This is a genomic window from Desulfurivibrio nitratireducens (genome assembly GCF_044068515.1).
GTDB lineage: Bacteria > Desulfobacterota > Desulfobulbia > Desulfobulbales > Desulfurivibrionaceae > Desulfurivibrio.
In genome coordinates, this window is the sequence record NZ_JBIPKI010000034.1 from 1 (window position 1) to 13,005 (window position 13,005).

Annotated in this window: 10 protein-coding genes and 1 pseudogene; 3 read left to right on the forward strand and 8 right to left on the reverse strand. The window is 60.0% G+C overall.

The genetic code is table 11. From position 1 onward, the window contains the following. A pseudogene (locus ACHHTY_RS08830) lies at window positions 1-808 on the reverse strand (hypothetical protein); the annotation flags it as partial. Window positions 809-1,166: 358 nt separating this feature from the next. After that, the gene (locus tag ACHHTY_RS08835; RefSeq protein WP_395493743.1) at window positions 1,167-1,772 is read right to left on the reverse strand and encodes a Maf family protein; all 606 of its coding nucleotides are present in this window, start codon (window positions 1,770-1,772) and stop codon (window positions 1,167-1,169) included. Window positions 1,773-1,908: 136 nt separating this feature from the next. Between ACHHTY_RS08835 and ACHHTY_RS08840 the strand changes: the two genes are divergently transcribed. Further along, window positions 1,909-2,691: a porin family protein gene (locus ACHHTY_RS08840; RefSeq protein ID WP_395493744.1), complete on the forward strand. Its 783-nt coding sequence runs from the start codon at window positions 1,909-1,911 to the stop codon at window positions 2,689-2,691. A 13-nt stretch (window positions 2,692-2,704) separates the two neighbouring features. On the opposite strand, the gene ACHHTY_RS08845 is transcribed toward ACHHTY_RS08840, so the two are convergent. After that, the gene (locus ACHHTY_RS08845; RefSeq protein WP_395493745.1) at window positions 2,705-4,624 is read right to left on the reverse strand and encodes an aconitate hydratase; all 1,920 of its coding nucleotides are present in this window, start codon (window positions 4,622-4,624) and stop codon (window positions 2,705-2,707) included. 318 nt (window positions 4,625-4,942) lie between these two features. Between ACHHTY_RS08845 and ACHHTY_RS08850 the strand changes: the two genes are divergently transcribed. Both ACHHTY_RS08850 and ACHHTY_RS08855 read left to right on the forward strand, forming a co-directional pair. Further along, window positions 4,943-5,281, forward strand: coding sequence for a P-II family nitrogen regulator (locus tag ACHHTY_RS08850; protein ID WP_395493746.1), 339 nt, complete (start codon window positions 4,943-4,945; stop codon window positions 5,279-5,281). A 230-nt stretch (window positions 5,282-5,511) separates the two neighbouring features. After that, window positions 5,512-7,011: a YihY/virulence factor BrkB family protein gene (locus ACHHTY_RS08855; protein WP_395493748.1), complete on the forward strand. Its 1,500-nt coding sequence runs from the start codon at window positions 5,512-5,514 to the stop codon at window positions 7,009-7,011. Between the two features lie 90 nt (window positions 7,012-7,101). Here ACHHTY_RS08855 and ACHHTY_RS08860 read toward each other — a convergent pair whose 3' ends face one another. The 5 genes from ACHHTY_RS08860 to ACHHTY_RS08880 all read right to left on the reverse strand — a co-directional run bounded on the left by ACHHTY_RS08860 (window position 7,102) and on the right by ACHHTY_RS08880 (window position 12,877). Next, window positions 7,102-7,647: a transcriptional activator RfaH gene (locus ACHHTY_RS08860; RefSeq protein WP_395493749.1), complete on the reverse strand. Its 546-nt coding sequence runs from the start codon at window positions 7,645-7,647 to the stop codon at window positions 7,102-7,104. A 129-nt stretch (window positions 7,648-7,776) separates the two neighbouring features. After that, window positions 7,777-9,645, reverse strand: coding sequence for a polysaccharide biosynthesis protein (locus ACHHTY_RS08865; RefSeq protein ID WP_395493751.1), 1,869 nt, complete (start codon window positions 9,643-9,645; stop codon window positions 7,777-7,779). A gap of 42 nt (window positions 9,646-9,687) precedes the next feature. Then, window positions 9,688-10,734: an MraY family glycosyltransferase gene (locus ACHHTY_RS08870; RefSeq protein WP_395493752.1), complete on the reverse strand. Its 1,047-nt coding sequence runs from the start codon at window positions 10,732-10,734 to the stop codon at window positions 9,688-9,690. Further along, on the reverse strand, window positions 10,734-11,684 hold the full coding sequence (locus ACHHTY_RS08875) for a UDP-glucose 4-epimerase family protein (RefSeq protein ID WP_395493753.1): 951 nt from the start codon (window positions 11,682-11,684) through the stop codon (window positions 10,734-10,736). The genes ACHHTY_RS08870 and ACHHTY_RS08875 overlap by 1 nt, the downstream gene beginning before the upstream one ends. Then, on the reverse strand, window positions 11,681-12,877 hold the full coding sequence (locus ACHHTY_RS08880; RefSeq protein ID WP_395493754.1) for a glycosyltransferase family 4 protein: 1,197 nt from the start codon (window positions 12,875-12,877) through the stop codon (window positions 11,681-11,683). The genes ACHHTY_RS08875 and ACHHTY_RS08880 overlap by 4 nt, the downstream gene beginning before the upstream one ends. Window positions 12,878-13,005: the final 128 nt, after the last annotated feature.

Consider the following 13,005-nt stretch of genomic DNA (forward strand, 5'->3'; position numbering starts at 1 on the left):
GGGTGGTCGTGGAAAAGGCCAGGATCACCGTCGAGCAGGGCCTTGACGGCAGCTTCAATTGCTGGAGCCGGCGATCGGCCCCTTCATCGGCCAGCCCCAGCCGGCCGGCCTGCACCGTCAGCCCGGTGGCGGTGGCCAGCAAAAACTCGGCGGCCGGGCTGGCAAAAACAATCCGCAGGTCATGATTCAGCAATACGAAAGGCAGAGTTTCCTCGCCCGCCGCCCGGGCAATGGCCGCGGAACGAGCCCGGTCGGCGGTGATCCGGCTCCCGAGCAGCAGCGCCTGCTGCAGGTGGGGGACGAAAAAGTTGAAAAAATCGGTTTCCGCTTCGGTGTAGTGGCCCTGATCGCAGGTGCGCTGGACCAGCAACTGGACCGACCGGCCCCCATCCTGAAAAATGGTGCCGCAAACGCCATGGTGGATATCCTGGGCGCGGGCCCAGTCATTGAAAAATTCGCTGCGATAATAACTGGCCTGGGAGCAACTGAAGTGGAGGTAGGTCGAATAGAGGCGGCCCGGCTTTTTTTGCCGCAGCTCCGGCCGCCAGGGGCAGGTATTGACGAAATGTTCGACGTAGCGCCGATGACAGTTGTCGTCGATATTGCGCTTGAGGCTGGAAAATACCCGGGTGGCCTCGCGATTCATCACCAGCAGGCGGGCCGAGCGCGAAGCGGTGGCCTTTACCAGCTGATCGAGGAAAACCGGCCAGGCATCGCTGTCGGTGACGGTGCGATAAATGTCGGCGAGCAACCTTTCCCAGTCAAGCTGCTCCCTGAATTTCCGCGGTATGGTAAGCTCGACGCTCATGGGACAACCTCCGGCATCTGCCGGCCCTGCCGTGGTTTCAGGAGTCAGGTACCCCGGCCCAAATAATTGGCCCCAAAAGAGATTGTTTGACAACCCGGCCATGCTAGCGGCAAAATCCCCCCAGGTCAAGCGATAAATATCGATATTCCCGAAAGATACGACAAGGCAAAGGTTTACGCAATCCCGGCCGCCGCAATCAGCCTCGCCAAGTCCGGTCAAGTCGGCGGGAGGCCGGCCCGGCCGGCTGGCACAAAAAAGCCCGCGCCTTGATCAGCGCGGGCTATTTTGGTGAATTTTTACCGGAAGTCCTGCCGGCCGGGCTTGCTGCTCCGGGAAGGGGCGGAGAAAAAGGGAGGGATTACAAAGAGGCCGGACTGATGATGGCCCGGGCGGTCAAAGCGGCGATCACCTCGGCCAGGGGCAAGCCGACCACATTGCTGTAGGAGCCCCGGATTTCCCTGACCAGCAGGCCGCCCCGGCCCTGGATGCCATAGGCCCCGGCCTTGTCCAGGGGCTCGCCGGTGGCCACGTAGGCCCGGATCAGCGGCTCGCTCAGTTCAGCGAAGCGGACTTCGGTGGCCACCACCTCAGCCAGGACATCGCGGCCCCGCCGGAGGGCAAAGCCGGTCCAGACCGTGTGCCAGTGGCCGCTCAATGCCGCCAGCATCGCCGCCGCGTCCTCGGGATCGGCGGGCTTGCCCAGAATCCGGCCGGCCCGGGCCACCACCGTATCGGCGGCCAGCACCCAGCTTGCGGGATGGCGCAGCGCCACCGCCGCCGCTTTTTCCCCGGCCAGCCGCCGGGCAAAATCGGCCGGGCTTTCCCCTGGCTGGGCCACCTCGGCGATATCGGCCACCGCCAAAGTGAAATCCAGTCCCAACTCGGCCAGCATCCGCCGCCGCCGGGGCGAGCCCGAAGCCAGCACCAGGGGCTGGAGCGTCTTGAACAAAGGAGAATCAGTCATCCAGGCTCGCAACCTTTGGTCAGGGTTTCAGCTTTTTACAATCCGGCAGCAAACAGGAGTTGTGCGTCCAACTTCAAGTTGATAACATCTCCCAATCAACCCCACCGGTATCATTTAATTGACAGGAGGATTGAACATGCGCTTTTTCCACTATTTGTCGCTGCTTGCCCTGTTGACCTTTTTTTCGGCTGGCGCGGCCTTGGCCGATGAAAGGCTGTCGCTCAAGGCCGGCTACCTGATGCTGAGCCCGGACGGAACCTTCGCCGCCAGCGGTTCCAACCTGGCCGGCACCCCCATCGACCTGAAAAACGACCTCCGCTATGACGACAGCAAGGATTTTTTCGTCGAAGGAGCGCTGCAGCACGGCTCCGTGCGCCTGACCGCCAGCTACACCCCCCTGGAGTTCAGCGGCCAGGGCAGCTTGAACCGGGAAGTCAACTTCGCCGGCCGCACTTTCAGCGGCACCGCCCAGAGCGCCAGCAACGTCGAAATCGACCTCATCGACCTGGGTCTCACCTGGTTCCTGATCAACCCCGACCATCTGCCCTTCAAGCTCCAACTGGGTCCGGAAATCGCCGTCAAGCTGGTCATGGCCGACATGACCCTGAGCGGCGAATCTACCGCGGCCCCGGGCCTGAGAATCACCGAAAAGGAATCGGGCACGGTACCGGTCCCCACCCTGGGCGCCCGGGCCCGTCTCGGCATCTCCGATTTGCTGGCGATCAGCGGCCGCGTCGGCTACTTGGAGTTCGACAACAACCGCTTCTTCGACCTCGACGGCCAGCTCGAATTTTCGCCCGTCCCCCTGGTCGGCATCTTCGGGGGCTATCGCTACCTGGACATCAAGGTCGATGAATCCGATGTTTTCATCGACGCCAGCTTCTCCGGCCCCTATCTCGGCGCCTTCGTAAGGTTCTAAGCCCTTTTTTTCTTTATTGCCGGGAGGCCCAGTTCAACAACCCGCCCGCCAAAAGAATCTCGCGGTGGCGGGGCGAAACCTCGAGCCGCACCGGAATGCGCTGTTCGCCGACTTCCACCTCCAGGGTCTCGGCTCCGGCGGCGATCTGCTCGCGCAGGCCGGGAATCCGCACCTTATCGCCCTGGCCGATCCGCTCATAATCGGCGGGATCGCCGAAGGTCAAGGGGATGATGCCGAAGTTGATCAGGTTGGCCTTGTGGATCCGGGCGAAACTCTTGACCAGCTTGACCTCGACCCCGAGATAGCGCGGAGCCAGGGCGGCATGCTCGCGGGACGAACCCTGGCCGTAGTTGTCGCCGCCAACCACCAGGCCCGGCCCCCGCTGGCGGGCCCGCTGGACGAAATCGGGATCCACCGCCTCGTAAACGAACTCGCTGATCGCCGGCACGTTGCTGCGCAGAGGCAGCACCCGGGCCCCGGCGGGCATGATATGGTCGGTGGTGATATTGTCTTCCACCTTGAGCAGCACCTCGCCCTGCCATTCGGCGGGCGGGGCGGCGAAATCGGGAAAGGGGGCGATATTGGGCCCGCGCATGATCTCCACCGAACTGCCGTCCGGCAGGGGCGGCTCGATCCGGGTATCTCCCGGCAGGTAGCGCTCGGGCAGCTTGAATTCGGGATACGCCCCCAAATCGCGGGGATCGGTGATCTTGCCGGTGATCGCCGCCGCCACCGCCACCTCGGGGCTGCAGAGATAGACCTGGTCGTTCTTGGTCCCGCTGCGGCCGGGGAAGTTGCGGGGGAAGGTGCGCAGGGAAATGGCCCCGGTGGGCGGCGCCTGGCCCATGCCGATGCAGCCCAGGCAACCGGCCTGGTGGACCCGGGCCCCGGCCCGGACCAGGGTCAGCATGTCGCCCTGGGCGGTAAGATTTTCCAACACCTGGCGGCTGCCGGGGTTGATCTCGAAGCTGACGTCGCGGCTGACTTCCCGGGTTTCCAGGGTCTTGGCCACCACCATCAGGTCGCGCAGGGACGAGTTGGAACAGGAACCCACCAGCACCTGGGCCACCGGCTTGCCCGCCACCTCGCGCACCGGCACCACGTTGTCCGGCGAGGAGGGACAGGCGATCAGGGGTTCCAGGGCCGCCAGGTCGATTTCCATGACCTCGTCGTACACCGCGTCCGGGTCGGCGACCAGTTCCACCCAGCCTTCGGCCCGGCCCTCGCTTTCCAGAAAGGCCCGGGTGTTGGCGTCGGAGGGGAAAACGGAGCTGGTGGCCCCCAATTCAGCCCCGAAATTGGTGATCGAAGCCCGGTCGGTCACCGACAGCTCGGCCACCCCCGGCCCGAAATATTCCATCACGTAGCCGACCCCGCCCTTGACCGACAGCCGGCGCAACACCTCCAGCAGGACATCGCGGGCCGAAACCCAGGGGGAGAGCTTGCCGGTCAGTTTGACCCCGTAAATCCGGGGCATCACCAGGTAAAAGGGCCGGCCTGCCATGGCCATGGCGACATCGAGCCCCCCCGCCCCCATGGCCAGCATGCCCAGGCCGCCGCCGGTGGGGGTGTGGCTGTCGGAACCGAGCAGGGTCTTGCCCGGCAGGCCGAAGCGCTCCAGGTGAACCTGGTGGGAGATGCCGTTGCCCGGCGGGGAGAAATAAAGGCCGTACTTGCGGGCCACCGACTGGAGAAAGCGGTGGTCGTCGGCGTTGCGGAAATCGGATTGGATCAGGTTGTGATCGACATAGCAGACCGACAGCTCGGTCTTCACCCGGGGAATGCCGATGGCCTCGAATTCCAGGTAGGCCATGGTGCCGGTGGCATCCTGGGTTAAAGTCTGGTCGATGCGAATCCCGATCTCGCGGCCCTTGACCAACTCGCCTTCCACCAGGTGGGCGGCGAGAATCTTTTCCGTAACGGTCTGTCCCATGTCTTAGCGCTCCTTTCTTAGTCCGATTGCCAATGACGGCATTAATGGCGATTAAAGGTCTGGCGGGTCCCAAGGCTGGCTGCGTTCCACCTTGCACCCGCCCCCCGCGCGGGGGGTCCAACTATTACCATAGAACGAGCCGTTTGTACATCCCGGCGGGTCGGAGGATAAAACAGGCCGAAGGTCCGGGCGGCGCAGCTTGCCGCGCCCGGTTTTTTCTTGTTATTTACCGCGGTTCTCCATTAAGATTGAAGGTCTGGGAAGAGCTTACGCGGATCAGGGGAAACCTTGCAACTTGGACCCGCCGGGGAGTCGGACATGAAGAAAATTGAAGCGATCATCAAGCCCTTCAGGCTGGACAAGGTCAAGGATGCCCTGAACAAGATCGGCATCAAGGGCATGACCATCACCGAAGTCAAGGGTTACGGGCGCCAGCGGGGCCACACCGAGGTGTACCGGGGCGCCGAATACGTGGTCGACTTCATCCCCAAGATCAAGATCGAAGTGATCGTGGAGTCGGCCCAGGCAGCCCAGGTGGTGGAATGCATCCGCGAGGCGGCCAACAGCGGCAAGATCGGCGACGGCAAGATATTCGTGATGCCGGTGGAAGAAGTGATCCGGGTGCGCACCGGAGAGCGGGGCCCCGAAGCCATCTGAATCGTAAACGTCCGGCAGCACCGCCTCTTTGGGCGATCAGCCTCCGCGGCATACCAAAGTATAGCCGCGCAGGCTGCTTGCCCAAATAGACGGCACTGCCGAACGTTTACGGGTTTGTGCAAGCATGATTGCCGACGGGCTGGGTTGCGTTGACTCGATTCGAATCAGGTTGTTTTGCTTGTGGGGCCATACAGTTTGGGAAGAAGGCGGGCGATGAGAGGAAATCCGGTTTGAAATTCAGCGAGTCACCCCTGGCCTGGCTGCGCCGGCAGCATGAGCGGCTCCAGACTTGGATCTGGCAGAACTCGGTCGCCGCCGACCCCTTGTGGCAACGCTGGCTGCGCGATTTCTTGCGGGTGCTGCTGATTTTCGGCCGGGAATTCGACCGGGACCGGATTCCCCTGCGGGCCAGCGCTCTGACCTTTACCATCATCCTTTCCCTGGTCCCCACCCTGGCCCTGGGCACCGCCGTGCTCAAGGGGTTGGGGGCCGGGGACCAGATGCGCCACGCGGCCCACCGTTTCGTCGACCAGATGGAATCGCCCACCATCCTCTGGAGAGATTCCTCCGAAATCCCTCGCCCATCTGTGGCCCAGGATTCCCCCCCGCCCGTAACCAAGCCTCTGGAGATTCCCGACAATGGCGAGGGAATCTCCGCCCCCGCGACATCCGAACCCGACCAGGAGCCGCCCGCCCCGCCGGCCGAAGAAGCTCCCCGGCTGGAACAGACCAGCGCCATGCACCTGCGCCAGGCCATCGACCAGATCTTCGACTATGTCGATCGCACCGATTTCACCACTCTGGGCGCCTTCGGGGTCGTCGGCCTGGTGATGGCGGTGGTTTTTGTTTTAGGCAGCATCGAACGTTCGATGAACGCCATCTGGCACACCGCCGGCAGTCGGCCCATGGGCCGCCGGGTCATGGATTACTTGTCCATGATGATCCTGCTGCCCCTGGCGATCAACTTGACTCTGGCCACCGAGGCCACCCTGCAAAGCGAGGCCTTGCAGGAACGCCTGCAGATCTTCCTGCCGGTAGGCGGCATAGAGCAGTTTTTCATCAGCCTGATGCCGCTGCTCCTGCTGACCCTGACCTTCACCGTCCTCTACCGTTTTCTCCCCAACACCCGGGTCAAGATAACCCCGGCCCTGATCGGCGGTCTTTTCGGGGCGTTGGCCTGGCTGATTATCCAAAGTATTTATCTCAAGCTGCAGATCGGAGTGGCCCGCTACAACGCTATTTACGGTTCCTTCGCCACCCTGCCCCTTTTTCTGATCTGGCTGCAGTTGTGCTGGATCATCTTTCTGTCCGGGGCGGAAATGGCCTTTGCCGTCCAGGCCCGTCGCAGCTACCGGCTGGACGACACCGATATTTCTCCGGTCAACAAGCTGACCCTGGCCTTCGCCATCCTCTCTGTTATCCATCGCGACTTCAAGGCACGCCAGGTCTGCGACCCGACGCGGCTGGCAATGAAACTGCGCCAGCCGGAACTGGTAATCAACCAGGTGGCGGCAATTTTAGCCGGTGTCGGCCTGATCCGCTGGGTAAGCGAGGATGACAAGGGCAGCGGTTACCTGCTGGGTACGGACCTGGAAAAGGTTCCCCCCACCGAGGTCTTGGACCTGATCATGGGCACCGACATTCCTCCGATCCGCGGGGCGGCGCTGGTCAAGGAAGCCATGGCCGCGGCCAGCCAGGCCTTAAGCAACCAATCTCTGGAACAAATTTAGGTTCAGGGCTGTGCTCCCCGGAAATCAGGGACAGATTTGAACATCCCGGGGACAGCTTGCTAATCTGTCCCCTCATGCCCGACTTTTGTCCTAAACCGGCTTGATCCGGTCCAGGGGAAGGGTGGTTTTGACCTGGCGCTGGAGGATTTCCAGCAGAATTACCACGTTTTCTTCGCCGTGGAAGGAGCAGAAAAAGCCCTTGGCCGAGCCGCCGCCGTCCAGCTCCACCTCCACCTCCATGCCGCTGGCCAGCTTGGGCCGCTGAAAGCTGCCCGGGGCGATGACCCCGGCTTCATCCTCCTTGGCCCGCAACCCTTCGATAATCCAGTCGGGCACCGGCACGTACGACTCCCCGAAACAAACCGGCCCGATCACCCCCCGGGTGGAGGAAATCGCCGTCCAGTTGCGCTCGGCCGGGGCCAGGTGGAGAAAGAGGTAGCCGGGAAAAACCGGCCGCAGAACCTCCTCGCGGCGACGGGCGTGCTTGCGCACCGTCCGCATCAGGGGCAGATAAACCACCAACCCCTGGTTGCGGTAATTGGCCACGGCTATCCGCTCCTTGTGGGGCTTGGTCCGCACCGCGTACCAGGCCCGCCCGTCCGCTCCCGGCGGGCTTATGTCGTCTGAGCTTGCCATCCCAACTTGTTACCCCACCCGCCGCCTGATTGCAAAAAAAAAGGCCGGTTGCCGCAAGCCCCGATGGGTCTTAGCGGCAGCCGGCCCGACCAATTACCGGGGGCAGATTTCAAGTCCATCCCCTCTAGGTCATGACAAAATGCTGGTGGTATCGCGGGGGGTGTATTCGGGGATTACTTTATGCAGTTCGGCCTTGATGCCGGCCGCGTCGTGGCGCCGGGCGCATTCCTTGAGGCGCTCCAGGGGTTCGCGCAGGTCGGCCAGGGAGGCGTCCCGGCCCCGCAGGACCATGATCTTCTCGTGGTCGGTGGGGACGATGCCCTCCCCTTCGGTGATCAGCTCCTCGTGCATCTTCTCGCCGGGACGCAGGCCGATGTACTTGATCTCGATCTCGGCCTCCGGCTCCTTGCCGCAGAGGCGAATCAAATCGTGGGCCATCTGGCCGATCCGCACCGGGGTGCCCATCTCCAGGATGAAGATCTCGCCGCCCTCCCCCATGGCCGCGGCCTGGAGAATCAACTGGGAGGCCTCTTCGATGGACATGAAGTAACGGGTCATCTCGGGGTGGGTTACGGTCACCGGCCCGCCCATCTCGATCTGGCGCTTGAAGAGGGGAATCACCGAGCCGGAGGAGCCCAGCACGTTGCCGAAACGCACCGCCATGAAGCGGGTGTTTCCCCCGGGCTCACCGCAATAGGCCTGCATGAGGATCTCGGTCAGCCGCTTGCTGGCCCCCATCACATTGGGGGGGCGCACCGCCTTGTCGGTGGAAACCAGGATAAAGCGGTCCACCCCGTACTGTAGCGCAACCTCCATCAGGCGCTTGGAGGCGAAAATGTTGTTGTAAACCCCCTCCCAGGGATTGGCCTCCACCAGGGGGACATGCTTGTACGCGGCGGCATGGAAGACCACCTCGGGCCGGTAATGCTCGAAGACATGGGTCAGCAGTCCCCGGTCCTGGACCTTGCCCAGCACGGTAACGTAGTCCCGGAAACCCCGTTCATGGAGGACTTCCATTTCGATCCGGTAAAGGTTTTCCTCGCCGGCGTCAAAGAGGATCAGCTTGCCGGGGTTGAAACGCAGAATCTGGCGGCAAAGCTCGGAGCCGATGGAACCGCCGGCCCCGGTGACCAGCACCGTACGGCTGGCCAGGATATCGTCGATCTTGGCCAGTTCCAGCCGGACCGGTTTACGACCCAGCAGATCCTTGTAGGAAACATCGCGAATCGCCTTGATCGACACCTTGTCGCTGATCAACTCCCCCAGGCCCGGCAGGGTTTTGAAGGGCACCCCGGCTCCCCGGCAGAAGTCGACAATCCGGCTCATCTGGTCGCGATTGGCGGTGGGAATAGCTATCAGAATTTCCTGGGCCTTGGACCGCCAAACCTGGCCCCGAACATCGGCTATCGGCCCCAGCACCGGAATCCCATGAATCCGCTGACCGATCTTGGCGGAATTGTCGTCGAGAAACCCGACAACCTGGTAGGGCAAGGCCCGGTTATCCATGATTTCACGAACAATCTTCTCGGCCGCGTCCCCGGCTCCCACCAGCAGCAGGCGCTTGCGGCGCACGGCCTTGGTTTCCAGATCGCGAAAAGTCGGCAGGGCCTGGTAAAAAAGCCGCAGGCTGAAACGGATCCCGGCCACAAAGAGAAAGGTAAGGATGGTGTCCAGCACGAACACCGAACGGGAGAACCCTTCGAAACGGGTAACCAGCAGAAGCACGGCCATTACCAGCAGCCCGGTGGCGATACTGGCCCGCAAAATATTGAGCAGGTCGGTAACCCCGGTATAGCGCCACATCCCCCGGTAGAGCCCGAAGAAGAAAAAAATGACGACTTTCAGAGGCAACAGCCAAGGCAGCACCGCCCAAATCTGGGCCCATTCCCGCAGGCTGAGGACAAACTCGAAGCGAATACCGTAGGCCAGCAGATGAGCGGCGGCCAGCAGCAAGATATCAGCTCCCAGCACGATCCAGAAATTAAGTTTTCTGAACATAATCAAACCTCTGAAGAGGGAGAGTTTCCTCCCTCATAAATATCATTTGCCGTTGACTTGGGATCGGGCCGGACCCTGATTATGAACTCCAGCGCCAAAGTAGAAAGCCAGCCCCACTAAGGGGCCGTAAGCGATCAAAACCGCCGGCAGGCCCTCCAGGCTCCCCTGGGCAACCAGGAGGGCCAGCGGCAACAGCCAGCCCAGGTTGATCAGGCCCACGGCCAGGCTTACTGGCCGGTGGACGCCGATGCGGCGAGCCGCATGCTGATAGGCATGAGAACAGTGGGCTTCATAGAATTTCTCCCGGCGCAGAACGCGACGCGCCAAGGTAAAGGTGGCATCAACCACGAACACCCCTAGTAGAATCAACCAGCACCATAAAAGTTCCGGGGCGGACCGAGCAGCCAGCAGAGACAGCGCCGCCAGCATCAGCCCCAGAAAACCGCTGCCGCCATCGCCCATAAATATCCTGGCGGGGGGGAAATTCCAGCCCAAAAAACCCGCCACGGCCGCCGCCAGCAGCAACGGTAAAATCCACCCAGGCTCGCCCGGCAGGAGCAACCAATGAACCAAAGCCCCCCCCAGGCAGACCGTAATGGCCTCGATGGCGGCAATGCCGTCAATTCCGTCCATGAAATTGTAAAGATTAAGCAGCCAGACCAAATAGAGAGCCGCCAATGGATAGCCCAGCCAGCCAAGCTCGACTGCAACGCCCAGCACAGACAATGACGGCGGTCCCCCCAGCCAGGCCAGTACCCAGGCCGCCCCGGCAAAATGGGCCAGCAAACGCCAGCGGGCCGGGATATGACCGTGATCGTCCCACCAGCCGACCAAGGCTACCCAGGCACCAGCCCCTAACAAACACACCAGCACCGGCCAAGCCAGGTAATCAAACCAAGCCAGAACCGGCAAGGCGGCAAGAAAAGTCCCAACAATAGCCAACCCGCCGCCGCGAGGGGTGGGAACCTGGTGTGAACTCCGGGCATTGGGAATATCGAGCAAATTGCGGGCCAGGGCATAACGACGGATCAGGCCGGTCAGCAACCACGATACCACCGCCACCAGCAACAACAGCAGGGGCAATCTCATCAATGATTACTCTCAAGAAAAGGGCGGGCAGCGGCAGCCAAGCCTTGATCGACGCTCAGCGGGGGCCGCCAGCCCAGCAAGGTCCGGGCTTTGCCTGTATCCACCTGCAGCGACCCGCACAAACGCTGAGCCAGGGCGCCTTTGCCAATAATTCTGAGCCCGGCTGTCAAAAACGACTGCGGAAACGGCACCAACCGCGCGGGTCGGCCCAGGGCAGCAGCCATACGGCGGAGCAGCTCGGTGGTAGAAAGATCCTCGCCGTCGGCCACCAGGAAAGTCTGGTTGGCGGCAGCGGGATGATCGAGGCAGGTAATGATAAAATCCGCCAGATTGCCCAACCCCACCAGGCTGCGGCGGTTGTCAATCGCCCCAAGGGGCAGGGGGACTCCTTTGGTGAGCCACCGCAGCAAAACCCCGAAGTTCCCGGGTGCGTTGGGGCCATAAACCAAGGGTGGACGAATGATGACCACTTCCATGCCCGTTTCCACCGCCAGCCGAGCCAAACCTTGCTCGGCTTCCAGTTTAGTAAGAGCGTAAGGCTCGACCGGTCGAGGCTCGTCCACTTCGGTAAAGGGTCGGGTATTGCTGTTGCCATTGACCCCGATCGAACTAATAAAGACAAAACGACGCACCCCGGACGCGGCCGCCTGCCGGGCCAAGTTCAAGGTCCCGGAAACATTCACCCTGCGAAATTCGGCCAATGGGTCAACCGCGTTATCATACATCACATGTACTCGAGCCGCGGTATGAATTACCAATGAGACAACATCTAGAGCCCCTGTCCAGTCAGTGTGCCCATCAATCGTTGGGATTATAAGGCTGGTTTGGTGTTTAAATGCAGGCGGCTGATAAGCCTTACGAGTAGTGTATAATATCTGCTCACCCATAGATGCCAATCGATTAACCAAAGCACTACCAATAAAGCCGGTGCCACCGGTAACCAATATCATAAATTCTCGCCTTCCAAGCCACCAGAAAGGGTAAAGTCAGCCATAAGATTTTTGTACTCCTGCATCAAGAGATGGCCCATGGTACGGCTGTCAAATTTATCCAATACCCTTTTGCGGGCATTTATCCCCATTTCAGCCCGCAGCGTGGCATCAACGGCAAGGGAAGTCATAGCCAAAGCCAAGGCCTTATAGTCGCGCACAGGGACAAGAATGCCAGTTTCACCGTTAACAACAGCATCAGAAAGACCGTAAATATCAGTTCCTATCGTTGGCACCCCCATTGCCGCCGCCTCAATCACCACGGTCCCAAAACCCTCTCGATAGCTAGGCAAACATAACACGTCAGAAATGGACATATATTTTTCGGGTTCACGTGAAAAACCAACAATGCGCATGCGTTGCATCACATTGTTCCCTTTCAGGGAATCAAGACACTGCTGAGCATCAATTTCGAAAGGGCCAACAAAAACCAAATAGGCATCCACTCCACGATTGATTATCTCGCTAAAGGCCTGAATAAGCTCAAAAACTCCTTTCTCGCGTGTTACCCTTCCCACAAATAATATTATAAAACTGCTTTGCGGGACGTCTAACTCTGCTTTGAGTCGATCATTATCTTCCTTCTTGTAACGGCAGGGATTAAAGCGTTGTAGATCGACACCTGCCAAAGATCCCTCACCCAAAACATGGAGTTTGTAATTGGGCATTATATGGCTATCGACCAAAAATTTTTTCTGGCTGAAACTATCTGCGTAACAGCGGGTGTTAAGGTGGCCGATTATTTTATCGCACCACTTTAGAATAAGTTGTTCAGGTCCAGACTTGGTTGCCCAAGGTTGGCCGGTAAAAGTATGCAAGCGGACTTTTATCCCTGCAATTTTCCCGGCAATCGCACATAACAATCCTGCTTTGGGGGTAGTTGAATGTACAATATCAAATTTGTTGGCTTTGAAGACACGGACAAGCGCCAGCAATGCCCGAAAATCGGCCAATAAGTTTATATTTCTGGGTATATGGACAGGAATAAAATTAAACTTATCAAAATCTACAGAATCATCAACAAGGTTATCATCGTCACTGGTAATAACTGTCAGATTGGCTCCTGATGCTCTAATAGATTCAAGTTGAGACCCGAGCTGGGTAAAAATAAAAAACTTAACCGTTGAAACCCTGGCGACGCTTAAATCATTCATTCAGGAGACCCCCTCCCTGGCGTCGGCCTTGGTTTCACAATAAAATTGGCTAGAAAGGTAAATAAAAAGCTATTAATATATCGAAAAATCAGCATTATCCAATTTCCGATCCGGTATCCAAGCTGGAA